The sequence below is a fragment of the Ferrovibrio sp. GW821-FHT12D07 genome, assembly GCF_058807275.1.
Window position 1 is genome coordinate 284,990 of record NZ_JBXAQN010000003.1, and the last position, 23,431, is coordinate 308,420.

The 23,431-nt window shown below is 62.8% G+C and carries 37 protein-coding genes and 1 pseudogene; 4 read left to right on the plus strand and 34 right to left on the minus strand.

The genetic code is table 11. The features are described from left to right. Positions 1-41: 41 nt before the first annotated feature. Entirely contained in the window at positions 42-539 is a 498-nt protein-coding gene (queF, locus tag AC1RRE_RS19280; protein ID WP_492983528.1) for a preQ(1) synthase, read from the plus strand. Between the two features lie 7 nt (positions 540-546). Beyond that, entirely contained in the window at positions 547-1,380 is an 834-nt protein-coding gene (locus AC1RRE_RS19285) for a hypothetical protein (protein ID WP_492983530.1), read from the plus strand. Here the strand turns inward: AC1RRE_RS19285 and AC1RRE_RS19290 are convergent. Beyond that, positions 1,355-1,975 (minus strand): cysteine hydrolase family protein, encoded by a 621-nt coding sequence (locus tag AC1RRE_RS19290; RefSeq protein WP_492983532.1) that lies wholly within the window; start codon positions 1,973-1,975, stop codon positions 1,355-1,357. The two genes, AC1RRE_RS19285 and AC1RRE_RS19290, sit on opposite strands and share 26 nt — an antisense overlap. 84 nt (positions 1,976-2,059) lie before the next feature. Between AC1RRE_RS19290 and AC1RRE_RS19295 the strand changes: the two genes are divergently transcribed. Continuing rightward, positions 2,060-2,932 carry a LysR family transcriptional regulator gene (locus tag AC1RRE_RS19295; protein WP_492983534.1) on the plus strand — a complete coding sequence of 291 codons (873 nt, stop codon included), beginning with the start codon at positions 2,060-2,062 and terminating at the stop codon, positions 2,930-2,932. Positions 2,933-2,943: 11 nt separating this feature from the next. Here the strand turns inward: AC1RRE_RS19295 and AC1RRE_RS19300 are convergent, their stop codons facing one another. The 5 genes from AC1RRE_RS19300 to AC1RRE_RS19320 all read right to left on the minus strand — a co-directional run bounded on the left by AC1RRE_RS19300 (position 2,944) and on the right by AC1RRE_RS19320 (position 8,616). Then, entirely contained in the window at positions 2,944-4,266 is a 1,323-nt protein-coding gene (locus tag AC1RRE_RS19300) for a DUF3422 family protein (RefSeq protein ID WP_492983536.1), read from the minus strand. Beyond that, entirely contained in the window at positions 4,254-5,237 is a 984-nt protein-coding gene (locus AC1RRE_RS19305) for an RluA family pseudouridine synthase (RefSeq protein ID WP_492983538.1), read from the minus strand. Before AC1RRE_RS19305 ends, AC1RRE_RS19300 begins: the two co-directional genes overlap by 13 nt. 34 nt (positions 5,238-5,271) lie before the next feature. Then, on the minus strand, positions 5,272-5,637 hold the full coding sequence (locus AC1RRE_RS19310; protein WP_492983540.1) for a hypothetical protein: 366 nt from the start codon (positions 5,635-5,637) through the stop codon (positions 5,272-5,274). A 97-nt stretch (positions 5,638-5,734) separates the two neighbouring features. Beyond that, positions 5,735-7,030: a replication-associated recombination protein A gene (locus AC1RRE_RS19315; RefSeq protein ID WP_492983599.1), complete on the minus strand. Its 1,296-nt coding sequence runs from the start codon at positions 7,028-7,030 to the stop codon at positions 5,735-5,737. A gap of 47 nt (positions 7,031-7,077) precedes the next feature. After that, positions 7,078-8,616 carry a DegQ family serine endoprotease gene (locus tag AC1RRE_RS19320; protein WP_492983542.1) on the minus strand — a complete coding sequence of 513 codons (1,539 nt, stop codon included), beginning with the start codon at positions 8,614-8,616 and terminating at the stop codon, positions 7,078-7,080. On the opposite strand from AC1RRE_RS19320, the gene AC1RRE_RS19325 reads away from it, so the two are divergent. Further along, positions 8,615-9,073, plus strand: coding sequence for a PAS domain-containing protein (locus AC1RRE_RS19325; RefSeq protein WP_492983544.1), 459 nt, complete (start codon positions 8,615-8,617; stop codon positions 9,071-9,073). The genes AC1RRE_RS19320 and AC1RRE_RS19325 overlap by 2 nt on opposite strands. Positions 9,074-9,151: 78 nt before the next feature. On the opposite strand, the gene rplQ is transcribed toward AC1RRE_RS19325, so the two are convergent. The 28 genes and pseudogenes from rplQ to AC1RRE_RS19465 form a co-directional block, all read right to left on the minus strand. Then, positions 9,152-9,574 carry a 50S ribosomal protein L17 gene (rplQ, locus tag AC1RRE_RS19330; protein ID WP_492983546.1) on the minus strand — a complete coding sequence of 141 codons (423 nt, stop codon included), beginning with the start codon at positions 9,572-9,574 and terminating at the stop codon, positions 9,152-9,154. A 35-nt stretch (positions 9,575-9,609) separates the two neighbouring features. Continuing rightward, positions 9,610-10,626 carry a DNA-directed RNA polymerase subunit alpha gene (locus AC1RRE_RS19335; protein WP_492983548.1) on the minus strand — a complete coding sequence of 339 codons (1,017 nt, stop codon included), beginning with the start codon at positions 10,624-10,626 and terminating at the stop codon, positions 9,610-9,612. Positions 10,627-10,758: 132 nt separating this feature from the next. After that, positions 10,759-11,151, minus strand: a complete 393-nt coding sequence (gene rpsK / locus AC1RRE_RS19340) for a 30S ribosomal protein S11 (protein WP_298727782.1) — start codon at positions 11,149-11,151, stop codon at positions 10,759-10,761. Positions 11,152-11,189: 38 nt separating this feature from the next. Then, complete coding sequence (rpsM, locus tag AC1RRE_RS19345) at positions 11,190-11,567, minus strand: 30S ribosomal protein S13 (RefSeq protein ID WP_492983550.1); 378 nt, start codon at positions 11,565-11,567, stop codon at positions 11,190-11,192. Positions 11,568-11,757: 190 nt separating this feature from the next. Then, positions 11,758-12,408, minus strand: coding sequence for an adenylate kinase (locus AC1RRE_RS19350; protein ID WP_492983552.1), 651 nt, complete (start codon positions 12,406-12,408; stop codon positions 11,758-11,760). Then, positions 12,405-13,751 carry a preprotein translocase subunit SecY gene (gene secY / locus AC1RRE_RS19355; protein WP_492983554.1) on the minus strand — a complete coding sequence of 449 codons (1,347 nt, stop codon included), beginning with the start codon at positions 13,749-13,751 and terminating at the stop codon, positions 12,405-12,407. Before secY ends, AC1RRE_RS19350 begins: the two co-directional genes overlap by 4 nt. Before the next feature lie 88 nt (positions 13,752-13,839). Continuing rightward, the gene (rplO, locus tag AC1RRE_RS19360) at positions 13,840-14,355 is read right to left on the minus strand and encodes a 50S ribosomal protein L15 (RefSeq protein WP_492983556.1); all 516 of its coding nucleotides are present in this window, start codon (positions 14,353-14,355) and stop codon (positions 13,840-13,842) included. Between the two features lie 53 nt (positions 14,356-14,408). Next, positions 14,409-14,621 carry a 50S ribosomal protein L30 gene (rpmD, locus tag AC1RRE_RS19365; protein WP_492983558.1) on the minus strand — a complete coding sequence of 71 codons (213 nt, stop codon included), beginning with the start codon at positions 14,619-14,621 and terminating at the stop codon, positions 14,409-14,411. A gap of 5 nt (positions 14,622-14,626) precedes the next feature. Further along, entirely contained in the window at positions 14,627-15,202 is a 576-nt protein-coding gene (gene rpsE / locus AC1RRE_RS19370) for a 30S ribosomal protein S5 (RefSeq protein ID WP_492983560.1), read from the minus strand. Between the two features lie 16 nt (positions 15,203-15,218). Then, positions 15,219-15,590 (minus strand): 50S ribosomal protein L18, encoded by a 372-nt coding sequence (rplR, locus tag AC1RRE_RS19375; RefSeq protein WP_492983562.1) that lies wholly within the window; start codon positions 15,588-15,590, stop codon positions 15,219-15,221. Between the two features lie 11 nt (positions 15,591-15,601). After that, on the minus strand, positions 15,602-16,135 hold the full coding sequence (gene rplF, locus AC1RRE_RS19380; RefSeq protein ID WP_492983564.1) for a 50S ribosomal protein L6: 534 nt from the start codon (positions 16,133-16,135) through the stop codon (positions 15,602-15,604). Positions 16,136-16,145: 10 nt separating this feature from the next. Further along, on the minus strand, positions 16,146-16,541 hold the full coding sequence (gene rpsH / locus AC1RRE_RS19385; protein ID WP_492983566.1) for a 30S ribosomal protein S8: 396 nt from the start codon (positions 16,539-16,541) through the stop codon (positions 16,146-16,148). A 12-nt stretch (positions 16,542-16,553) separates the two neighbouring features. Continuing rightward, positions 16,554-16,859, minus strand: a complete 306-nt coding sequence (gene rpsN, locus AC1RRE_RS19390) for a 30S ribosomal protein S14 (RefSeq protein ID WP_492983568.1) — start codon at positions 16,857-16,859, stop codon at positions 16,554-16,556. A 20-nt stretch (positions 16,860-16,879) separates the two neighbouring features. Further along, a complete protein-coding gene (gene rplE / locus AC1RRE_RS19395; protein WP_492983601.1) occupies positions 16,880-17,410 on the minus strand; it encodes a 50S ribosomal protein L5 in 531 nt (176 codons plus the stop codon). Between the two features lie 26 nt (positions 17,411-17,436). Then, positions 17,437-17,760 carry a 50S ribosomal protein L24 gene (rplX, locus tag AC1RRE_RS19400; protein WP_492983570.1) on the minus strand — a complete coding sequence of 108 codons (324 nt, stop codon included), beginning with the start codon at positions 17,758-17,760 and terminating at the stop codon, positions 17,437-17,439. A gap of 3 nt (positions 17,761-17,763) precedes the next feature. Further along, positions 17,764-18,132, minus strand: a complete 369-nt coding sequence (rplN, locus tag AC1RRE_RS19405; RefSeq protein ID WP_492983572.1) for a 50S ribosomal protein L14 — start codon at positions 18,130-18,132, stop codon at positions 17,764-17,766. A 34-nt stretch (positions 18,133-18,166) separates the two neighbouring features. Beyond that, positions 18,167-18,403: a 30S ribosomal protein S17 gene (rpsQ, locus tag AC1RRE_RS19410; RefSeq protein ID WP_492983574.1), complete on the minus strand. Its 237-nt coding sequence runs from the start codon at positions 18,401-18,403 to the stop codon at positions 18,167-18,169. Positions 18,404-18,414: 11 nt separating this feature from the next. Continuing rightward, positions 18,415-18,609 (minus strand): 50S ribosomal protein L29, encoded by a 195-nt coding sequence (rpmC, locus tag AC1RRE_RS19415; protein ID WP_492983576.1) that lies wholly within the window; start codon positions 18,607-18,609, stop codon positions 18,415-18,417. 3 nt (positions 18,610-18,612) lie between these two features. Further along, positions 18,613-19,032, minus strand: coding sequence for a 50S ribosomal protein L16 (gene rplP, locus AC1RRE_RS19420; protein WP_492983578.1), 420 nt, complete (start codon positions 19,030-19,032; stop codon positions 18,613-18,615). A gap of 17 nt (positions 19,033-19,049) precedes the next feature. After that, positions 19,050-19,754: a 30S ribosomal protein S3 gene (gene rpsC, locus AC1RRE_RS19425; protein WP_492983580.1), complete on the minus strand. Its 705-nt coding sequence runs from the start codon at positions 19,752-19,754 to the stop codon at positions 19,050-19,052. Positions 19,755-19,873: 119 nt separating this feature from the next. Next, a pseudogene (gene rplV / locus AC1RRE_RS19430) lies at positions 19,874-20,245 on the minus strand (50S ribosomal protein L22); the annotation flags it as partial. A gap of 2 nt (positions 20,246-20,247) precedes the next feature. Beyond that, positions 20,248-20,526, minus strand: coding sequence for a 30S ribosomal protein S19 (gene rpsS, locus AC1RRE_RS19435; RefSeq protein WP_492983582.1), 279 nt, complete (start codon positions 20,524-20,526; stop codon positions 20,248-20,250). Between the two features lie 19 nt (positions 20,527-20,545). Beyond that, on the minus strand, positions 20,546-21,382 hold the full coding sequence (rplB, locus tag AC1RRE_RS19440) for a 50S ribosomal protein L2 (protein ID WP_492983584.1): 837 nt from the start codon (positions 21,380-21,382) through the stop codon (positions 20,546-20,548). 3 nt (positions 21,383-21,385) lie between these two features. After that, entirely contained in the window at positions 21,386-21,679 is a 294-nt protein-coding gene (locus AC1RRE_RS19445) for a 50S ribosomal protein L23 (protein ID WP_492972835.1), read from the minus strand. After that, positions 21,676-22,296, minus strand: coding sequence for a 50S ribosomal protein L4 (gene rplD, locus AC1RRE_RS19450; RefSeq protein WP_492983603.1), 621 nt, complete (start codon positions 22,294-22,296; stop codon positions 21,676-21,678). Before rplD ends, AC1RRE_RS19445 begins: the two co-directional genes overlap by 4 nt. 23 nt (positions 22,297-22,319) lie before the next feature. Then, positions 22,320-23,003 carry a 50S ribosomal protein L3 gene (gene rplC / locus AC1RRE_RS19455; RefSeq protein WP_492983585.1) on the minus strand — a complete coding sequence of 228 codons (684 nt, stop codon included), beginning with the start codon at positions 23,001-23,003 and terminating at the stop codon, positions 22,320-22,322. 13 nt (positions 23,004-23,016) lie between these two features. Beyond that, positions 23,017-23,325, minus strand: coding sequence for a 30S ribosomal protein S10 (rpsJ, locus tag AC1RRE_RS19460; RefSeq protein WP_144257943.1), 309 nt, complete (start codon positions 23,323-23,325; stop codon positions 23,017-23,019). A gap of 29 nt (positions 23,326-23,354) precedes the next feature. Further along, positions 23,355-23,431, minus strand: a 77-nt coding sequence (locus AC1RRE_RS19465) for an EF-Tu C-terminal domain-related protein (RefSeq protein WP_445808136.1), incomplete at its 5' end; no start/stop codon positions are given.

Below are 23,431 nucleotides of genomic sequence, written 5' to 3' on the forward strand. Positions count from 1 at the left end.
ACGGGGATGCAATCAAGGCGTTGTTGTGGCAGATAGATAGCATGACAAAGCCGACGAAATCCCGCTCCGCCACCCGCCGCGCCTCTTCGGTCGCCGGCCTGACCCAGCTTGGCAAGATGGCCGCCCAGCCGGCGCGCCCGGAAGATGCGGTCCTGGAGACCGTGCCCAATCCGCAGCCGGGTGTGACCTATCTGATCCGCTTCACGCAGCCGGAGTTCACCAGCCTCTGCCCGATGACCGGCCAGCCCGACTTCGCGCATCTGGTGATCGATTACGTGCCGAACCGGCAGATTGTTGAATCGAAATCGCTGAAGCTGTTCCTCAACAGCTTCCGCAATCACGGTGCCTTCCATGAGGATTGCACCGTCGGCATCGCCAAACGCCTGGTCGCAGCGATGCAGCCGCGCTGGCTACGCATCGGCGGCTACTGGTATCCGCGCGGCGGCATGCCGATCGATGTCTTCTACCAGACCGGCAAGCCGCCGGCCGGCCTGTGGCTGCCCGACCAGGGCGTCGCCGCCTATCGCGGCCGCGGCTGATCCCATCATGCGCGGCGGTCGCGGTCTCGCGCTGTTGCTTCTCGCCCTCGGCCTGATCGGCTGTAGCGGCATGGAGAACAGCGTGCGCGACCTGAATCGCAGCCTGTATCGCGGCATGGGCGGCGGCAGCGACCGTCCGCGCGCATCAGACAGTGCCAGCACTCCCAGCGATCGCCCTGTCACGCCTTGCTTCAATGCCGAGGCCGGCCTGCTCTACATCAGCCAGACCGGCCGCTGTGCACCGGGCTACAGTCCTGTCGGCAGCGACGTCGCCGAGCGCCAGTTCCAGGCCTCCAATTCACGCACACCGGTGGCGGGTCGCGGTGCGCCGGAGATCACCCCAGTACAGCCCCGCACCTATCAGCCCGCCACGCGTGGCGGCATCGGCAACGCGCCGCAAGCCAATGTTCCGCCTGGCGGCGGTGCAGCCATCGGTACCATCACGCCTTATGACAGTAACCCGGCGCGCGTGGGAGAAGGTGTCTATGCGCTGTGCTATAGCGACAGCACCGGCCAGGTCTTCGAAGCGCAGGCCTGTCCGACCGGCAGTCGCTGGATCAATACGGAAGAAGCCCAGCTGCTGCAGCGTGCACAGCTGACCGAAGCCATCTGGTGCTTCTATACCGATCGCCGCGTGCTCTATCGCAGCCGGGCCTGCCGGCCGGGCGATCAGAAGCTGAGCGTGGCTGAGGCCAACCAGATCTGGGACACCCTGCCGACGGACCGCCGCACGCGGACGCGGCCGTCGGAAACACCGAACGCCGTGCAGGCGCCGGTGCCCACAATGAACCCCGTGCCGCGCAGCGGCGTGAATGCTACGCCGCTGCCTGCGCCGAAATAGCGCTGGCGTCTTTCAGCACCACCGCAAAGCGATCGTTGAGCGCCGCCATGGTGATGCGATGCATCTCGGTGGCCAAGATCGCACCGCTGCCGGTCGGATCGGGCAGATCGCGATCGGCGCAGGCCGAGGCGACGACGGCAGCCCGGTAGCCATGATCCAGCGCGCTGCGCGCCGTGGCACTGATGCACATATGGCTCTGGAAACCGGCGATGATCACATCCGGACGGCCCAGCCCCTTCAGCACTTCGTCCAGATTGGTCTTGGCAAAGCTGTTGGGCAGACCCTTGGTGACGATGGTCTCGCCATCCAGCGGTCGCACGGTCGCGATGAACTCTGCCTTCGGACCTTCGGGATTGAACAACGCTCCGCCCGGCCGGCCATGATGACGCACATGAATCACCGGCGCACCGCTGGCGCGGGCGGCGGCCAGCAGACGGCCGATCTCGGCCACGGCGGCCTCGACGCCAGTGAGCGGCAGGCCGCCATCGGCCAGATATTCATTCTGGGCATCCACCACCACCAGGGCAGCCTTGTCCCACTGGAACGGCACGCCGGCAGCGCCGGCCATTTCGAGCAGGGTTTTGGGACGGGTCATCACGCACACTCCGATTGAGGACTATATGCCCTGATTTAGGCCATGGCGGGCCTTGTGCAAATTCCATAAGATCGCGCGATGCCTATGCAAAAACGCACAGATGCCCAGATGGGCATCCAGCCGGACTGGAACGACCTGCGCTACGCCCTGGAACTGGCGCGTCATGGCAGTCTCTCGGCCACGGCCCGGGTGCTGAAGGTGAACCACGCCACGGTGGCGCGGCGGATCGCGATCCTGGAAGAGACATTGGGCTTCCAGCTGTTCGAACGACGGGCACGCGGCTACCGCCCGACTCCCCTTGCCGCCCCGGTGCTGCAGGCCGCCGAACAGATCGAGGCGCCACTGCTCCGGCTGGGTCGCCTGGCCGAGGCGCAGCGCGGCGAGCAGGTCGAAGGGCTGGTGCGGATCACCACGACCGAAGGCGTTGCCAGCCACACCATTGCGCCCTACCTGGCGGAGATGCGTCGGCGTTGGCCGCGGCTGGAACTGGAAATACTGGTCGATCATCGTTCGCTCAGCCTGGCACGGCGCGAAGCCGACATCGCCATCCGCTGGGCGCGGCCGAAGACCGGCGAGCTCTACGCCAGCCGGCTTGGTGCGGTGCCCTATCGCCTGTATCGCCACGCCAATATTGCGGACAGCACGGCCGTGGCCGCCTTCGACGAAAGCCTGCCCGACCTGCCGGAAATGCAGTGGCTGGCCAAACAGCCGGGCCTGCGCCCGGTTCTGCGCAGCAACAGCATGATCCCGATGGTGGCGGCGGCGCGCGCCGGCGCCTGCGCCGTGCTGCTGCCTGATTATATCGCCCGGCAATATCCAGAGCTGGTTGCCGAAAGCGGCAAGCCGCCGGTGACGCGCGAGCTGTGGTTGGTGATTCATCGCGACTTGCGCAAGGCGCCGCGTGTGCGTGCCGTGGCGGATTATCTGGCCGAGACGATCAAGACCGCGCTGCGCTGAAAAAAACGCGCCTAGTGCAGCCCGGCTTTCTGGAGCGAACGGCGAAAGCGTCGCAATCCCCACCAGACGACCAAGGCAACGACCGGGATGGAGATACCGATGGCGATCTCCTTGTCGACCGGCAATCCTACCGCATGCAGGGCCTGCGCGGCATAACCGACCAGCCCAACCGTGTAATAGGTGATCGCGGCAACCGACAAGCCCTCGACTGTTTCCTGCAGGCGCAGCTGCAGACGCGAACGGCGGTTCATCGCATCGAGCAGCTCGACATTCTGCCGCTCCAGCGCCACATCGACGCGGGTGCGCAGCAGGTTGGCGATGCGGGTCGCCCGCCGCGACAGGCCCTCAATGCGTTCGGCCATGGTGATGCAGGTACGCATGGCCGGTGAAAGCCGACGTTCCATGAACTCACTGATGGTCGGCTGCCCCTCGATGCGGATCTCGCGTAGTTCGGCGACGCGGCGTTCGACCAGAGCATGATAGGCCCGAGCTGCGCCGAACCGGTACGGCGTCTCCACCGCCAGAGTCTCGACCTCGGCAGCCAGACCGGCAATTTCGCGCAACAGCGTCTGCTCGCTTTCATGCGCAACATCGACCATGCGACCCGATAACTTGGCCAGCTCCTGCTCCAGCATGGTGATGCGCGGCGCCACCTGCTGCGCCAGCGGCAAGGCCAGCAGCGCCATCATGCGATAGGTTTCGATATCCAGCAGCCGCATCACGATGCGCCCGCATTGTGCCGGCGTCAGGCCTCGATCATGCAGCAAAAAGCGCACGGCATCGTCGACGCCCAGATGAAAATCCGTCCATACCGTCGCCTGCCCGCCGGCCAGGCCGCTGGCAGCCAACGTCGGTCCGTCAAACAGCGTTTCCAGCATGGTGGCATCGGGTGCCTGTTCACTGCCGGCCAGCACTGTCACATCGGCTGCGATCATCAGCCGGCCAGGCAGTTGCGCCAGCCAGTCCGCCGGCAGCGGTAAGCGGCTGGCTGCCATGGCAGCTCCCGCAGCGCGGTGCAGGTACAGTGTATAGGTCGAGAATTCGGTGCGCTTTTCCCATATCAGGTGCCCGTCTTCGGGCAACGGGACAGCAACATGGCGCACGCCAGCTTCGGGTTCAGCCGCCTTCACAGCCCGGCAGAGCGCAACAAGATGTGCATGCTCGGCCGCAGCTTCATCTTGCCCCTTGAGCATCATGCCCAGATGCAGGACACGACCGGGCGCTGCCAAGGGCAGTGGCGGGCGGGCATGAACTTCGGCAGCAAGGTCGGGACGCAGCGGGTGCGCCCGCTGTCGCAGATGGTCTGGCAGCAGCGGCTGGTCTATTCCAGCCATGCGTCGGCGCTTTTCTCGATCTCCAGACCGAGAAAGTCCCAGGTCGCCCGCATATGCTCCGACAACGGTGCCCGCACTTCAAGGATACCGCCATCGGGATGCGCCAGCCGGATGCCGCGAGCATGCAGATGCAGCTTACGGCTGACACCACCGGTGAGATGCGCCTCGGCACCGCCATATTTGCCGTCGCCGACAATTGGCCGGCCCATCAGCGCAGCATGCACGCGCAGCTGATGCGTGCGGCCGGTGAGCGGCGCCATGGCGAGCCACGAGGCACGACGGCCAGCGGTATCGATGGTGCGATAAAGCGTGACGGCATTCTTGCCATCCTCTTCGTCGGCCGCCATCTTCTCGCCAGCAGCGCCCGGCAGCTTGGACAACGGCATGCTGATCTTGCCCTGGCGGATTTCGGGCACCCCCATGACCAGCGCCCAGTAAAGCTTGTGCGCTTCGCGCGCCTTCAACGCACCGGCAAGCTTGGCGGCAGCCGAAGCCGTGCGCGCCAGCAGGATGACGCCGGATGTGTCCTTGTCCAGGCGATGCACCAGACGCGGACGCTCGGCATTGCCGAATTTCAGGAAGCCCAGCAGGCCATCGAGATGTTCGGTCTGTCCGGTGCCGCCCTGGGTCGCCAGTCCCGGCGGCTTGTTGATGACAATGACGGCATCATCCTTGTGCAGGACTGCAGCTTCGAGTTCGGCAATGCGTGCCGGTGTCGCCCGGGCCGGCCGCGGCTCACGCGGACGCTCGTCAACTTGCGGCGGTTCACCCAGTGGCGGAATACGGATGGTCTGCCCGATCTCCAGGCGGGTCGCCGCCTTGGCGCGACCACCATCAACACGCACCTGACCGGTACGCAGCAGCTTCTCCAGCTTGGCGTGGCCAAGCCAGGGATAGTGACGCTTGAACCAGCGATCGAGCCGTAAGTCGGCTTCGCCGTCGCTGACGGTGCGGGTGATGACCTGGGACATGGATTGATGACTCTGACTGAAAGACGAAAAACGCTCAGCGCCAGACACGGCGCAGGCGATCCTTTTCCTGTGGCTCTTCCGGCTGCGGCTGGACAACAGGGTCGGCAGGCTTCTGCTGCGCCCGGGCAGCCTGACGGGCGACCCATTCCTGACGGCGCTGTTCATGGCCTTCGACCGATTGAACCTCGATCTCGCATTCCTGCGCGGCCTGGAAGATGATCTGGCGGGTTACATTCTTGAATTGCGCCAGCTTGCCGTAGAAGCAGTCGTCACGGCTGGGAACCTGGCCGGGTACATAGAAAGCCTTTTCCTTCGGCGCATTGACGGCATAGTTCACCACCCCGCTGAGGATCAGCAGGCCGAGAGCCGCACCACCGTATATGCCGAGCTTCTGAAGCACGGAGAACCTGTCCAGGAATTTGCCGATTGCGGACGCCATAGTCCCAAAATACACCAGTTCAGCCTAGCGGTCAGCGGTTGCGTCTTGGTTAACGCCCTCAGGATTGACCGTCTTCCCCCTGCCGGCGGGCCCGCAGCTTCTGCCAGTAGTCCAGCCTTTTCTGGATTTCCCGCTCAAATCCCCGCTCCACCGGTCGATAGAAGTTCTGGCGGTCCATATCCGAGGGGAAGTAGTTCTGGCCCGAAAAGCCGTCCTCGGCATCGTGGTCGTAGTTGTAGCCGGCGCTGTAGCCCAGCTCTTTCATCATCTTGTTCGGCGCGTTCAGGATATGCATCGGCGGCATCAGCGAGCCATGCTCGCGCGCGGCACGCTTGGCCGCCTTCTCCGCCTTGTAGGCGGCATTCGACTTTGGCGCGGTGGCCAGATAGATCACAGCCTGCACCAGGCCGAGTTCACCTTCCGGTGATCCGAGGAAGTCGTACATGTCCTTGGCCGCCAAAGCCTGCAGCAGCGCATTGGGATCGGCAAGACCGATATCCTCGGCCGCGAACCGCACCAGGCGTCGCGTGATATAGAGCGGGTCCTCCCCGCCGGCCAGCATGCGTGCCATCCAGTAGAGCGCCGCATCGACATCGGATCCGCGCAGCGACTTATGCAGCGCCGAGATCAGATTGTAATGCTCGTCCTGGGTCTTGTCATAGATCGGCGCACGCTTCTGCAATGTCTCGGCCAATCGCGCCGGATCAAGCGGTTCAACATCGGCCGGCAGAGTGTAAATCTGCTCGGCCATGTTCAGCAGATAGCGGCCATCTCCATCAGCCATGGCGCGTAATGCGGCGCGAGCCTCGGTCGTCAGCGGCAGCGGACGCTCCTCAATGACTTCAGCACGGGCGAGCAAAGCCTCCAGCGCCGCATCATCCAGACGATGCAGCACCACGACCGAAGCGCGCGACAGCAGTGCCGAGTTCAGGGCGAAGCTGGGATTCTCGGTTGTCGCACCAACCAGCACCACAGTTCCGTCTTCCACATAAGGCAGGAAGCCGTCCTGCTGGGCGCGATTGAAGCGATGGATTTCATCGACGAACAGCAGCGTACGCTTGCCCTGTGCCCGACGCTCCCGCGCGGCCTCAAAGATCTTGCGCAGGTCGGCGACACCGGAGAAGACGGCCGAGAGTGGTGCAAATTCTAACTCGGTGGCATCCGCCAACAGGCGCGCGATCGAGGTCTTGCCAGTGCCCGGCGGGCCCCAGAGGATAAGGCTGGCCAGCTTCTTCGCCTGCACCATGCGGGCGAGCGGTCCTTCGCCCTTCAGCAGATGATTCTGACCGATAATATCGTCCAGCGTCCGCGGGCGCAGGCGATCAGCCAACGGACCGGCTGGCGGCTTTTCCATACCTGCCGCACTGAACAGCGTCTCTGCAGTACCACCGGTTTTCTTGGTCATGCCCGCACCGTGACCGACAGTAATTGCTTGCCACGCCGGAGAACAACAGTCCATTGGCTGCCGCCGCGCAGAAGCCCCTGCAGGCCGCGCACATCGGCCACATCCTGATTGTTGATCTTGACGACGACATCGCCCACGCGCACCCGCAGACGGTTAGCCGGTGAACCCGGCGCGACGTCAGCCACAATCACGCCGCGTTCCAGGGTATCGATGCCGATCTCCTCGGCGAAGGCCGGTGAAAGATTGGCCACGGTGGCGCCCGCCAGTGGCTGATTGCCGGTCAGCTGCGTCCTGTCGCGCGGTGGATTTTCCGGCGCCTCGGCCAGGGCTATCTGCAGGCTTTGGCGCTGCCCGCGACGGGAAATATCGACGCGCGCCGTATCACCCAGCTTGCGAGTGGCAATGCGGAAGCGCAGCGCTTGCGGATCGTTGACTTCGCGGCCATCGATCGCCAGCACGACGTCGCCGGCGCGCAGGCCGGCACGATCTGATGGGCCGCCGCGATAGACCTCGCCGATCAACACGCCATTGGGACGGGACAGACCAAGCCCTTGTGCAATCTCGGACGTGACCGTTTCACCGCTGGCCCCGAACCAGGGACGACGAATGCCCTTCCCCGCCATGGCGCTGGCGACCGTGGAAGACACGAGGTTCGCCGGAATGGCAAAGCCGATGCCAACCGAACCGCCCGATTGGGAAAAGATCGCGGTATTGATGCCGGCAATCCTGCCGTCGAGCGTAAGCAGCGCGCCGCCGGAATTGCCCGGATTGATCGCGGCATCGGTCTGGATAAAGGACTGTGCCGTGAGGTCGTCCGAGATGGCCCGGCCAACAGCCGAGACGATGCCCTGCGTCACGGTCTGGCCGACACCGAAAGGATTGCCGATGGCGACGACCAGATCGCCCACCAGCAACTCATCGGAATCGCTGAACTCCAGATACGGCAGCGTCTCCCCCTGCACATCGATGCGCAGCACGGCCAGATCGGAGCGCGGATCGGCGGCGATCACGCGTGCCTCGAATTCACGGCGGTCGCTGAGCGCCACCACGATTTCGGTCGCGCCGTCGATCACGTGGTTGTTGGTCACAATGATCCCTTCGGCCTCGACGATCACACCCGAGCCCAGGGATTGCGCGACCCTTTCGCGCGGCTGGTTGCCCTGCATCTGGTCGCCGAAAAAACGGCGGAAGAACGGGTCGTCCATCAGAGGAGAGCGCCGCACCCGCTCCACCCGACGGGTGTAGACATTCACCACGGCCGGCGCGGCGCGCTGCACCAGGGGGGCGAAACTGAACTGGATTTCGGCCCGGCTGGCCGGGACACGCGGCTGCGGTTGCGTACCGGCCGGTTGCGCACCGGAACGGGCCGCCGGCAGCAGGGCCAGCAGTGCCATGAGAGAAATGGTCAGAATTCGAAGGATGGCTGCGCGCGTCATGACCGTGTTTAAATAAGGATGTTTCCGAAAGGTTTTCAATGGGTCAGGCCCAGCAAGAATTAACCCCGTCTTCATTCCCTCGCTGGATGCTGGCGGCATGAACCTGGAACAGCCGCTTCTGCAGCAGCTTTATACCTACTGGGACAGCAAGCGCGCCGGGGGCACACATCCTGGCCGCGACGCCATCGATCCCCTGGAGCTGCGTTTTATCCTCGGAAGTCTGATCCTGATCGATGTGGAAATGGATCCGATCCGTTTCCGCTATCGCCTGTTCGGCAGCGATGTCGCCCATCGTCAGGGCTTCGACATGACCGGGAAATATCTCGAAGATCACCCCTGGCAGGAACTCGCCGCGCTCGCGCGCGAAACCTATGTGCAGGTGCTGCAAACCCGCAAGCCCGCCCTCATCCGTCGCAAGGGTGTGGTCGACGAACAGTATGTCGACCATCATTCACTGGTCCTGCCGTTGGGCCAGAACCGCGTCGAGATGTTGCTGATCGGCGTGATCTTCGCCGCCATCTCGGAAGAAGAAATCTCGCAGGAACTGCGCTCCTGACCCATCGTCCCGAAGCGCGGGCAAAAAAAATGGCGGGCACTAGGGCCCGCCATTTTCATATCAGGTGATCGAAGCGCCTCAGGCGGCGGCTTCAGCCTCGGCGGCTTCCTGCACCGGGCCTGAATCCTGACCCTTGGCGGAAACATCGCGATCAACCAGTTCAACAACGGCGAGCGGCGCGGCATCGCCATAGCGGAAGCCGGCCTTCAGCACGCGGCTGTAACCGCCACTGCGCGAGGCATAACGCTCGTTCAGGGTCGAGAACAGCTTGTCCACCGCTGCCTTCTCCGGCAGGAAGGACAGGGCCTGGCGACGGGCATGCAGATCGCCGCGCTTGCCGAGCGTGATCAGCTTGTCGATCAGCGGCTTCAGCTCTTTGGCCTTGGGCAGCGTGGTAGTGATCTGCTCATGCTTGATCAGCGACGCAGCCATGTTGCCAAACATCGCACGGCGATGGGCGCTGGACTTGTTCAGTTTGCGGCCGGCATTGCGGTGACGCATAGGGACTCTCCTCGATCTTCGTCAGGCGGACAGGATCAGTATTGATCCTGAAGCTTCTTCGCCAGTTCCTCGATATTCTCCGGCGGCCAGTTGGGGACATGCATACCGAGATGCAGACCCATCTGAGCCAGAACTTCCTTGATCTCGTTCAGCGACTTGCGGCCGAAGTTCGGCGTACGCAGCATCTCTGCTTCGGTCTTCTGGATCAGATCACCGATGTAGACGATGTTGTCGTTCTTGAGGCAGTTGGCCGAACGCACCGAGAGCTCGAGCTCGTCGACGCGGCGCAGCAGGTTCGGATTGAATTCCGGCTCGCTGGCGACCTTCTCGCGGCTCTCAGCCTTCGGCTCTTCGAAGTTGATGAAGAGCTGCAGCTGGTCCTGCAGGATGCGGGCGGCATAGGCCACGGCATCTTCCGGCTTGATCGCGCCGTTGGTTTCCATCTGCATGGTCAGCTTGTCATAGTCGAGAATCTGGCCCTCACGGGTGTTCTCGACCTTGTAGGAGACCTTGCGAACCGGGCTGTAGAGCGCGTCGACCGGGATCAGGCCGATCGGCGCATCTTCCGGACGGTTGGCCGACGCGGGCACGTAGCCCTTGCCGGTCTCGACGGTCAGTTCCATGCGGATGGTGGCGCCGGCATCCAGCGTGCACAGCACGTGGCTCGGGTCCATCACTTCGATGTCATGACCGGTCTCGATCATCTTGGCGGTCACTTCGCACGGACCCTGGGCGTTCAGGTGCATGCGCTTCGGGCCTTCGCCGTGCATCTTCAGCGCCATCGACTTGATGTTCAGCACGATGTCGGTGACGTCTTCACGCACGCCGGGGATCGACGAGAATTCATGCAGCACGCCGTCGATCTTGATGGACGTGACGGCAGCACCCTGCAGCGACGACAGCAGCACGCGACGCAGCGCGTTGCCCAGGGTCAGACCGAAGCCGCGCTCCAGCGGTTCGGCAACAATGGTCGCGGTCCGGCCCGGCACGGCGCCCGGCTCGATAACCAGCTTGTTCGGCTTAATCAGATCGGTCCAATTCTTCTGGATCACCTTAACCTCGTTCGGTTGCGGCGGGAGCGGAACTCCGCCTAGACCACCTCGGTTGCGACTACAGCCGCCCTGAAAGAGGCGGCCGGCCGCGTTGTTCTTTTCTGCGCCGGACCTAAATCCGGCGCGGACCGTTTAAATGCGGCGGCGCTTCGGCGGACGGCAGCCGTTGTGCGGGATCGGCGTCACGTCGCGGATGCTGGTGATGACGAAACCGACGGCCTGCAGAGCGCGCAGCGCAGATTCGCGACCCGAACCCGGGCCCTTCACCTCGACCTCGAGGGTGCGCACGCCATGCTCGGCAGCGCGACGGCCGGCCACGTCGGCCGCGACCTGCGCGGCATACGGGGTCGACTTGCGCGAGCCCTTGAAGCCCTGACTGCCAGCCGACGACCAGGCAATAGTGTTGCCCTGCGCGTCGGTGATGGTGATCATCGTGTTGTTGAACGAAGCATTCACATGCGCAACGGCAGAGGTGATATTCTTCTTTTCCTTGCGCCGGGGGCGCGCGGCCTTGTCCTTGACCATGGGGATCCTGTAGTCCTTCGAAAACGGGGGCTAACGATTTATCGCGCGGCTTTCTTCTTGCCGGCGATAGCGACAGCCTTGCCCTTGCGGGTACGGGCGTTGGTATGGGTACGCTGACCGCGGACCGGAAGGCCCTTGCGGTGACGCAGGCCGCGATAGCAGCCGAGGTCCATCAGACGCTTGATGTCCATCGCGATCTCACGACGGAGGTCACCTTCAACCTTGTAATCACGGTCGATCGTCTCGCGAATCTGCAGCACCTCAGCATCAGTCAGCTGATTGACGCGGCGCTCCGTCGGGAGCCCCACCTTCTCGCAGATTTCTTTCGCCTTCACCCGGCCGATGCCGTAGATGTAGGTCAATGCGATCTCGACCCGCTTGTTGGTCGGAATGTTCACGCCAGCAATACGCGCCACGCTTTTTCTCCTCGAATCACTCATTCCGGCCTTACCGGAACGATCACTTGGGCGACATTCAGACACGAGACAAACCCAACGAAGTCAATGACTTACGTCGGGATCCGCTGCCTCTTATCCTGCTCGCGCCCCTTGCCCAAGGGGCGCGATTATAGAAACTCTTCCTACTCAGTCAACTACTTAAGTGCGGTCAGAGCGATGCTAAAACCGCCTCAATCTGACGGGTAACATCGTCAATTTCGGCCATTCCATCGACCCGCTTCAGAATACCCCGCCCGTCGTAATACGGGAGCAAGGGAGCGGTCTGTTCGTGGTAGGCCTTCAGCCGGGGGACCACGGTCTCGGCCTTGTCGTCCGCCCGGCGGGTGAACTCGGTCGAGCCACAGCGGTCGCATACACCGGGCTGCTTGGTCGGCTGGAATTTGTCATGATAGCCGGCGCCGCACTTGGCACAGGTGAATCGGCCAGTGATTCGCTCAACCAGAATGGAGTCATTGACCTTCATTTCAATGACGGCATCCAGGCGGAGCTTGCGCTCGGCCAGCATCTTGTCCAGCGCTTCCGCCTGCTTGGTGGTGCGCGGGAAGCCATCCAGGATAAAGCCCTTGCGGCAATCCGGCTGGTCGATCCGGTCGGCGATGATGCCCACCACGATCTCGTCCGAGACCAGGGCACCGCTGTCCATGATCGCCTTGGCCTTGAGGCCGATGGCCGAGCCGGACTTCACCGCAGCGCGCAGCATGTCGCCGGTCGAAAGCTGGACCAGGCCATGCTTGGCCATCAGACGCTGGGCCTGGGTGCCTTTACCGGCGCCCGGCGGTCCGAGCAGGATCAACCTCATTTCCGCGCCCCCCTCAGCTTGGCCTTCTTGATGAGGCCCTCATACTGGTGTGCGAGCAGATGCGACTGGATCTGCGCGACGGTATCCATGGTCACGCTGACCACGATCAGCAGCGAGGTACCGCCGAAATAGAACGGCACCGAATACTGCGAGATCAGGAATTCCGGAAGCAGACAGACCGCGGAGATATAGGCGGCGCCAACCACCGTCAAACGAGTCAGCACGTAGTCGAAATACTCGGCGGTACGCTGGCCCGGACGGATGCCGGGCACGAAGCCGCCGTACTTCTTCAGGTTATCTGCAGTTTCCGTCGGATTGAATACGACAGAAGTATAGAAGAAGCAGAAGAACACGATCAGGGCGACGTAGGTCGCCATATAGAGCGGCTGACCATGGCCAAGCAGCGTGGTCACGGTGGTGATCCAGCCAGGCGCGCCGGCACCGGCGCTGAACTGCGCGACGGTCGCCGGCATCAGCAGCAGCGAAGACGCGAAGATCGGCGGAATGACGCCCGAGGTATTGAGCTTCAGCGGCAGATGCGAGCTCTCACCGCCAAACATGCGGGCGCCCTGCTGACGCTTGGGGTACTGCACCAGGATGCGGCGCTGCGCGCGCTCCATGAACACGATAAAGGTGATCACGCCGACGATCAGGATCATCAGGAACAGGATGAAGAAGGTGCTGAGCGCGCCGGTGCGGCCCAGCTCGAGCGTCGCGGCCATGGCGCGCGGCAGCTCGGCGACAATGCCGGCGAAGATGATTAGCGACGTGCCCTGTCCGATGCCGCGCTGGGTGATCTGCTCGCCCAGCCACATCAGGAACAGCGTGCCGCCAGTGAGCGTCACGACCGTGACCAGGCGGAAGAACATGCCCGGATCGAGCACTGCGCCACCGCGGCTGCCGGTCATGCCTTCAAGGCCGACCGCGATGCCATAGGCCTGGACGATCGCCAGAGCAACAGTGCCATAGCGGGTATACTGGTTGAGCTTCTTGCGCCCCGCCTCGCCTTCCTTCTTCAGCGCTTCGAGCTGCGGCATGATCGCCGTCAGCAACTGCACGATGATGGAAGCCGAAATGTACGGCATGATGTTGAGCGCGAAGATGGTCATGCGCTCAAGCGCGCCGCCGGCGAAGACGTTGAACATCCCGAGGATGCCCCCGGCCTGCTGACGGAAAATGTCGGACATGATCTGCGGGTCGATGCCCGGCAGCGGAATATAGGTGCCAAGCCGGTAGACGATCAGCGCGCCGATCGTGAACCAGATGCGCTTCTTCAGTTCGGTCGCTTTGCTGAAGGCCCCAAGATTGAGGCTGCCAGCCATGCGTTCCGCTGCCGATGCCATGTGCGAGAACCCTAAAAATCCGACCGCGTGAACCTGAGACGGACGGCGGGGCTTTTGAGCCCCGCCTCCGGACCTGAAAAGGTCTGACTTACTTCTTCTTGCCCTTGGCCTTCTTCTCGGCCTTCGGCTCGGCTTCCGCCTTCGGAGCGATCAGCACCGTGATGCTGCCGCCGGCCTTCTCCACCGCCGCCTTGGCCGTCGCCGAAGCGCCGCTGACGGTGATAGTGATCTTGGCCTTCAACTCGCCGGTGCCCAGCAGGCGCACGCCGCCCGACTTGCGCGAGCACAGGCCAGCCTTCTTCAGCACCGCTTCGTCGATCGGCTGCGTGGCATCGAGCTTCTTCTTCTCGATGGCCGACTGCAGGCGGCCGATGTTCACGGTCTCGAAGTGAACCGGGTTCAGCGGATTGAAGCCGCGCTTCGGCAGACGACGATAGATCGGGGTCTGACCGCCTTCGAAGCCCTTGATGCTGACGCCGGTACGGGCCTTCTGACCCTTGACGCCGCGGCCCGAGGTCTTGCCCTTGCCGGAACCGATGCCGCGACCGACGCGCATGCGATTCTTGCGGGCGCCCTCGTTGTCGGCAATCTGATTGAGACGCATGTTTCTAACCCTTCCGCTCGGGTCGGCCCTGATGGAACCGACCGCTTAATCCTTTAGCCTTCGACCTGGAGCAGGTGCTGCACCTTGGCAATCATGCCGCGCACCGAGGGCGTATCCTCGAGCTCGCGGGTCTGATGCAGCTTGCGCAGACCGAGACCAACCAGAGTGCCCTGCTGATCGGCAGTGCGCTTGTTGGCCGAACGGATCCAAGTAACCTTGACCGTCTTGCCGGCCGCCTTGGCGGCCTTCTTCTTTGCCGGAGCCATATGACTTACTCCTCGGTCTCAGACTTGCGGCCGAGGATGTCGGCCACCTTCTTGCCGCGCTTCGACGCAATGTGACGCGGCGCGTTGAGCTGCTTCAGCGCCTCGAAAGTCGCCTTGACCATGTTATGCGGGTTGGAACTGCCGAGCGACTTGGTCACCACGTCAGCGACACCCAGGGTCTCGAACACGGCGCGCATCGGACCGCCGGCGATGATGCCGGTACCCGGAGGAGCCGAACGCAGCACGACCTTACCGGCGCCATGACGGCCTTCGATGTCGTGATGCAGCGTGCGGCCTTCGCGCAGCGTGACGCGGATCATATTGCGCTTCGCATGCTCGGTGGCCTTGCGGATCGCTTCCGGCACTTCACGGGCCTTGCCCGAACCATAACCGACGCGGCCCTTCTGGTCGCCGACGACGACGAGAGCGGCGAAACCGAAGCGACGGCCGCCCTTCACCACCTTGGCGACGCGGTTAATGCTGACCAGCTTGTCGACGATATCGCCTTCGCCGCGATCGCGATCACCACCGCGGTCGCCGCGGTCGCGGTCGCCTCGTTCACCCCGTTGAGTAGCAGCCATGATACCCGAACCTTTCTTAGAAACTCAGACCGGCTTCGCGCGCAGCCTCGGCGAGCGCCTTGATGCGCCCATGATAGAGGTACGCACCGCGGTCGAAGGTCACCTCGGTGACGCCGGCGGCCTTGGCGCGCTCGGCGATCAGCTTGCCCACCTGCGAAGCGGCAGCCGTATCGGCACCGGTCTTCAGCGAGCCACGCAGACCGGACTCCAGCGAAGAGGCCGACACAACGGTCACGCCCTTCACGTCGTCGATGACCTGGGCGTAGATGTAACGCGACGAGCGATGCACGCTCAGGCGCGGACGGCCATGGGCCGCCTTGACGATACGAGTCCGGTTGCGCGCCTTGCGGCGGGCAGCCAGATCGTTCATGCGAGTCTTGTTGCTCATCGTCGCGATCCTTACTTCTTCTTGCCTTCCTTGCGGAGGATAGTCTCGTTGGCATACTTGATGCCCTTGCCCTTATAGGGCTCCGGCGGCTTGACCGAGCGGATGTCCGCCGCGACCTTGCCAACGAGCTGTCGGTCCGCGCCCGAAATCTTGATCGAAGTGGGCTTTTCCACCTTGATCTCGATGCCGGCCGGAATGGGATAGATAACCTCGTGGCTGAAGCCCATGTTCAGCTGCAGGTTCTTACCCTGCAAAGCCGCACGCAGACCGACGCCGTTGATTTCGAGTTCCTGGTTGAAGCCGTCCTTGACGCCTTTGACCAGATTGCTGACCAGGGTCCGCTGCATGCCCCACATGGAGCGCGAGCGGCGGTTCACCTGGCGCGGCTTGACGGTGATCTTGCCGTCAACGAGCGTGACGTCGAGATCCTCGACGATGGTGAGCTTGAGCTCACCCTTCGGGCCCTTGGCGGTCAGGGTCTGCCCGGCCAACTGGACCTGGACGCCCTGAGGCACCGGAACCGGATGCTTGCCGATACGCGACATGATCGACTCCTTAGAACACGCGGCAGAGGACTTCGCCGCCAACATTGGCAGCGCGAGCCTCAGCGTCGGACATCACGCCACGCGGGGTCGACAGGATCGAAATCCCGAGACCGCCGCGAACCTTGGTGAGGTCCTTGATACCGGAATAAACGCGACGACCAGGCTTCGACACACGGTCGATGGTCTTGATCACCGGCTCGCCCTCATAATACTTGAGTTCGATACGGAGATTGCGCTTGTTGGCTTCTTCCTGCAGCTCATAGCCGCGGATGTAGCCTTCCTTCTTCAGCACTTCGAGCACGTTCATACGCAGCTTCGAAGCCGGGGAAGCGATTGTCGCCTTACCCGCCTGCTGGCCGTTACGGATACGGGCCAGCATATCGCCCAGGGGATCGGTCAGAGCCATCTCTTGCTCTCCTTACCAGCTCGACTTGACCATGCCGGGGATCTGGCCATTCGAGGCCAGCTCACGCAGCATGTTGCGCGACAACTTCAGCTTGCGATAAACGGCGCGCGGACGGCCGGTCAGTTCGCAACGGTTGCGCACACGGATCTTCGCGGAGTTGCGCGGCAGTTCGGCCAGCTTCAGGGCCGCCTCGAAACGCTCTTCCGGAGTGATGCTCTTGTTCTTGATCGTCGCCTTCAGCTTCGCGCGCTTGGCGGCGAACTGGACCGACAGCCTGCGGCGGCGCTCGTTTTTCTCAACAGAACTCGTCTTTGCCATATCGGGCGTCCCTTCTCGGCTCAGTTCTGGAACGGCATGCGGAAAGCGGCCAGCAGAGCCTTGGCTTCCTCATCCGTCTTCGCCGTGGTGCAGATGATGATGTCCATACCGCGGACATCAGCGACCTTGTCGTAATCGATCTCAGGGAAAATGATCTGTTCCTTGAGGCCGAGCGCATAGTTGCCGCGACCGTCAAAGCTCTTGCCATTCACGCCGCGGAAGTCGCGGACGCGCGGCAGCGCGATGTTGATCAGACGGTCCAGGAACTCGTACATGTGTTCGCGACGCAGCGTGACCTTGCAGCCGACGCCCTGGTTTTCGCGGAGCTTGAAGTTCGCGATTGCCTTGCGCGATTTGGTCAGCACCGGCTTCTGGCCGGTGATGGCGGCCATTTCAGCGGCAGCGGCCGTCAGCTTCTTGGAGTCCTGCGCGGCTTCGCCCACGCCCATGTTGACGACGATCTTGTCGATCTTCGGCACTTCCATGGCGTTCTTGTAGCCGAACTTTTCCATCAGCTGCTTGCGCACCTGGGTTTCGTAGATGTCTTTCATACGCGGATTGGCCATGTCAGCCTCCATCAGCGATCGATGACTTCGCCGGAGCGCTTTGCAACGCGCACCTTGCGGCCATCTTCGAGGATTTTCACACCAACGCGAGTCGGCTTGCCGTCCTTAGGGTCGGCGAGCATCACGTTGGAAACATGCAGCGGGGCTTCACGCTGCTCGATGCCGCCGGCCGCAGTACGGCTCGGCTTGACATGCTTGGTCACCTTATTGGCGCCGGCGACAGTCACGCGATTGCTTTCGCGGCTGACGTTCAGCACCTCACCGGTCACGCCCTTGGAGCGACCGGTGATCACGACGACCTTGTCGCCCTTCTTGATCTTCATAGCTTCGGCCATGGCTTACAGAACCTCCGGCGCCAGCGAAATGATTTTCATGTGGCCCTTGGAGCGCAGCTCGCGCGTCACCGGGCCGAAGATGCGGGTGCCGATCGGCTCTTCCTGCTTGTTGATCAGCACTGCGGCGTTCCGGTCGAAACGAATGGCGCTGCCATCGGGACGACGGATTTCCTTGGCGGTGCGGACGATGACGGCGCGATGCACGTCACCCTTCTTCACCTTGCCGCGCGGAATGGCGTCTTTCACGGAGACGACGATAACGTCGCCGACCTGCGCCGTCTTGCGCTTCGAACCGCCCAGCACCTTGATGCACTGGACTCGGCGCGCGCCCGAATTATCGGCGACGTCGAGATTGGTTTCCACCTGGATCATTGGACCTGTACCTCGCTAAATATCTTGATGCGGATCAGGAAGCGTTTTCGACGATAACCCAGCGCTTAAGCTTGGAGATCGGCTTCGATTCCTGAATCCACACAACCTCGCCCTCTTTCCGAGAATTGTTCTCGTCATGGGCATGGTAATTCTTCGAACGACGGATGAACTTCTTGTAAACGGGATCCATGATGCGTCGTTCAACCTTCACGACGACAGTCTTGTTGCCCTTGTTGCTCACCACGACGCCCTGCAGTACGCGCTTCGGCATCTCTTCTCTCCTTACGCCTTCTTGGCGGTGGCCGTCAGGGCCGTCCGCACACGGGCGATGTCGCGACGCACCTGGGTGACGCGCGCGGTGTTCTCAAGCTGGCCGGTCGCCTTCTGGAAGCGCAGATTGAACTGCTCCTTCTTCAGATCGACGAGCTTGGTGGCCAGCTCATCCTTGGTCTTGCCGACCAGTTCGTTACCCTTCATGGCTTACGCTCCCTCACCAATACGAGTGACGACCTTGGTCTTGATCGGCAGCTTGGCGGCGCCAAGCAGGAAAGCTTCCTTGGCGAGAACCGCCGGGATGCCGTCCAGTTCGAACATGATGCGGCCGGGCTTGACGCGGCACACCCACAATTCCGGCGCGCCCTTGCCTTTGCCCATGCGGACTTCGGCAGGCTTCTTCGAAACCGGCAGGTCGGGGAACACGCGGATCCACATGCGGCCCTGACGCTTGATGTGACGGGTGATCGCACGACGGCAGGCCTCGATCTGGCGGGCGGTAACGCGCGCCGGCTCCAGAGCCTTCAGACCGAAGGCACCGAAATTCAGATCGGTGCCGCCTTTGGCGACGCCCTTGATACGGCCCTTAAAGGCCTTGCGGAACTTAGTACGCTTGGGTTGCAACATGTCTCGTTACTCCCGGCTCAACCCTGGCGGCCCTGATGACCCTGGTGACCCTGGGTCTGCTCAGCCATACGCTTGTCCTGCGCCATCGGGTCATGGGCCATGATTTCACCCTTGAACACCCACACCTTCACACCGCAGCTGCCATAGGCAGTCTTGGCAGTGGCGCGGGCGAAATCGACGTCGGCGCGCAGCGTGTGCAACGGCACGCGACCTTCGCGATACCACTCGACGCGCGCGATTTCGGCGCCGCCGAGACGGCCGCTGCAGGTGATGCGGATGCCGCCGGCGCCCAGACGCATCGCCGACTGCACGGCGCGCTTCATGGCACGGCGGAACGCCACGCGACGTTCCAGCTGCTGGCCGATATTCTCGGCAACCAGCTTGGCGTCCAGCTCCGGCTTGCGGATCTCGACGATGTTCAGATGCACTTCAGACTTGGTCATCTTGGCCAGGTCGGAACGCAGCTTCTCGATATCGGCGCCCTTCTTGCCGATCACCACGCCCGGACGAGCCGAGTGAATGGTGATGCGGGCCTTCTTCGCCGGACGCTCAATGACGATACGGGCAACACCGGCCTGAGCCAGGCGCTGCTCGAGATACTTGCGGATCTTCAGATCCTCATGCAGCAGACCGGCATATTCCTTGTCGCTGGAATACCAGCGGGAATCCCACGTGCGGTTGATGCCGAGGCGAAGCCCGATCGGATTGACTTTCTGACCCATTACGCCTGCTCCTGCGCTTCAGCCTTCTTCGCCTTCGGGGCCGACTTGGCCTTCTTGGCGGGGGCTGCATCAGCCTTTTCGGAAGTCGCCTTGGCCTTCTTGGCCGGCGCCTTCTTCTCTTCTTCGCGCTCACGCACCACGATGGTCAGGTGGCTGAACGGCTTCTGGATGCCGGCGCCGCGACCGCGCGCACGAGCATGGAAGCGACGCATGACCAGGCCCTTGCCCACGCTGGCTTCCGACACGACCAGACGGTCGACGTCGAGCTGGTGGTTGTTCTCGGCATTGGCGATCGCCGACTGCAGGACCTTCTTGACGTCCTGAGCGATACGACGCTTGGAGAAGCTCAGCTCGGACAGAGCCGCCTCGACCCGCTTGCCGCGGATCAGGCCGGCAACCACACCAAGCTTGCGCGGGCTAACACGGATGTTGCGCCCGATTGCCATGGCCTCGGTCTCGCCGAGGCGGGATTCGCGTGCCTGCTTGCTCATGGTTACTTCTTCGCCTTCTTGTCGCCCGCGGTGTGGCCGGGGAAGGTGCGGGTCGGCGAGAACTCGCCGAACTTATGACCCACCATTTCCTCGGTCACGTTCACCGGGATGAACTTGTTGCCGTTGTGGACGCCAAAGGTCAGGCCGACGAACTGCGGCATGATCGTCGAGCGGCGCGACCAGGTCTTGATGACCTCCTTGCGGCCCGAAGACTGAACCTTGTCGGCCTTCTTCAGCAGATACCCGTCGACGAACGGGCCTTTCCAGACAGAACGTGTCACGATCTACCTCCTAGCCCGATCAGCTATGCTTGCCCGACGGGCGGCGGCGCAGGATCATTTTCTGCGTCCGCTTGTTGTTACGGGTACGCTTACCCTTGGTGTTCTTGCCCCACGGGGTCACCGGATGGCGACCGCCCGAGGTACGACCTTCACCACCGCCATGCGGATGGTCGATCGGGTTCATGGCAACGCCGCGCACGGTCGGGCGAATGCCCATCCAGCGCTTGCGGCCGGCCTTGCCCAGATTGGTGTTCTGGTTGTCCGGGTTGGACACCGCACCGATCGTGGCCATGCACTCGGCCTGCACCAGGCGCTGCTCGCCCGAGGTCAGGCGAACCAGGGCCATGCCCTGATCCTTGCCGACCAGCTGGACAAAGCTGCCCGCCGAACGAGCCATCTGGCCGCCCTTGCCCGGCTTCATCTCCACATTGTGGATGATGGTGCCGACCGGGATCGACTTCAGCGGCATCGCATTGCCCGGCTTGATGTCGGCCTTCTCGCCCGACACCACGCGGTCGCCAACCTTCAGGCGCTGCGGGGCGATGATGTAGTTCAGCTCGCTGTCATCGTACTTGATCAGCGCGATGAACGCGGTGCGGTTCGGGTCATACTCGATCCGCTCGACCGTGCCGCCGATATCGAACTTGCGGCGCTTGAAGTCGATCATGCGGTAACGGCGCTTGTGGCCACCACCGATATGACGGGTCGTGATACGACCGAAATGATTGCGGCCACCGGTCTTCTTCAGGCCTTCGGTCAGTTCCTTGACCGGACGACCCTTGAAGAGCTGCGAGCGGTCGATCAGGACCAGCTGGCGGGTGGACGGCGTAACCGGCTTATAATTCTTCAACGCCATGGTTTAGATCCCCGTCGTCACGTCGATCTTGTGGCCGTCGGCGAGGGTGACCATCGCCTTCTTCCAATCTGAGCGCTGGCCCAGCTCGCCACGAAACATCTTGACCTTGCCCTTAACGCGCAGGGTGTTGACGGCCTTCACCTTGACCTTGAACAGCGCCTCGATGGCGGCCTTGATCTCAGGCTTGGTGGCCGACAGCGGCACCTTGAAGGTGACCTGGTTGTACTCGGAAGTACGGGTCGCCTTTTCGGTGATCACCGGCGAAAGGATCACATCGTAGTGGTTCACGTTGCTCATTTCAGACGAGCCTCCAGAGCCTCAACCGCAGCCTTGGTCAGGACCAGGGTGTCGCGGCGCAGGATGTCGTACACATTGGCGCCCTGCTCCGGCAGCACGTCGACATGACGCAGCATGCGCACGGCGCGGGCGAAGTTCACATCCAGCGTGTTGCCGTCGATGACCAGCGCATTGTCCAGGCCCAGGCCCTTGAACTTGCCGGCCAGTTCCTTGGTCTTGCCAGCCTTCAGAACGGCGCTGTCGACGATCTTCAGCTTGCCTTCGGCCAGCTTGGTCGACAGAGCGGTCTTCAGCGCAAGCTTGCGGACCTTCTTCGGCAGATCGATGGCATGGCTGCGCGGCACGGGGCCGAAAGCCTTACCGCCGCCGCGGAACTGCGGAGCGCGGATGCCACCGTGACGGGCGCCACCGGTGCCCTTCTGCTTGATGATCTTGCGGGTCGAACCGGCAACTTCACCATAGGTCTTGGTCTTGTGCGTGCCCTGCTGACGCTTGGCAAGCTGCCAGATCACATAGCGCTGCAGAAGGTCGGCGCGCGGCGGCAGGCCGAACACGTCCGCGGACAGCGTAAGCTTGCCCGAGTCCTTGTTCTCCAGCGTCGTCACGGCGATTTCGATTTTATCGGCCATGGTTATCTACCTTACTTCTCGGCGGACTTCAGAGCGGCCGGCATGGGCAGATCCTTGGCGGCCGGCTTCTTCACCGCGTCACGGATCATCACATACTGTCCCTCAGAGCCCGGGATGCTGCCCTTGACCATGATCAGGCCGCGGGTCGCGTCGGTACGCACGATCTGCAGGTTCTGCTGCGTGCGCTGACGATCGCCCATATGGCCGGCCATCTTCTTACCCTTGAAGACCTTGCCCGGATCCTGGCGCTGACCAGTCGAACCATGACTACGATGGCTGACCGACACGCCGTGGCTGGCTTCCAGGCCGCGGAAGTTGTGCCGCTTCATGACACCGGCAAAGCCCTTACCGATGGTCGTGCCCGTCACGTCGACGAACTGACCAACGAGGAAATGCTCAACCGACAGCTCGGCGCCAACCTCGACCAGGCCTTCGGCCGGGACGCGGAATTCAACAACCTTGCGCTTCGGTTCGACATTCGCCTTGGCGAAGTGACCGCGCAGGGCCTTGGACACATTCTTCGGCTTGGCGGCTTCGATACCGAGCTGAAGAGCGGTGTAACCGTCCTTCTCCTCAGTGCGCTGCGCCACAACCTGGCAGTTGTCCACCTTCAGCACGGTCACCGGCACGTGCGTGCCGTCGTCCGTGAACAGCCGGGTCATGCCCAGCTTGCGTGCAACCAATCCGGTCCGCATGGGTTCCGTTCCCTTACAGCTTGATCTCGACATCCACGCCGGCGGCGAGGTCGAGCTTCATGAGCGCGTCCACCGTCTGCGGGGTCGGGTCGACGATGTCGAGAAGACGCTTGTGAGTGCGAATCTCGAACTGCTCGCGCGACTTCTTGTCGACGTGCGGCGAACGGTTCACCGTGAACCGCTCGATATGGGTCGGCAGCGGGATCGGACCACGCACGCGCGCACCAGTGCGCTTGGCCGTGCTGACGATCTCGCTGGTGCTCTGGTCGAGCACGCGATGATCAAACGCCTTGAGGCGAATGCGGATATTCTGGCTATCCATGTCTCTCTATCCTGGTTCGCTCGGCGTACTTACGCGATGACCTTGGCGACGACGCCTGCACCGACGGTGCGGCCGCCTTCGCGGATGGCGAAGCGCAGACCTTCAT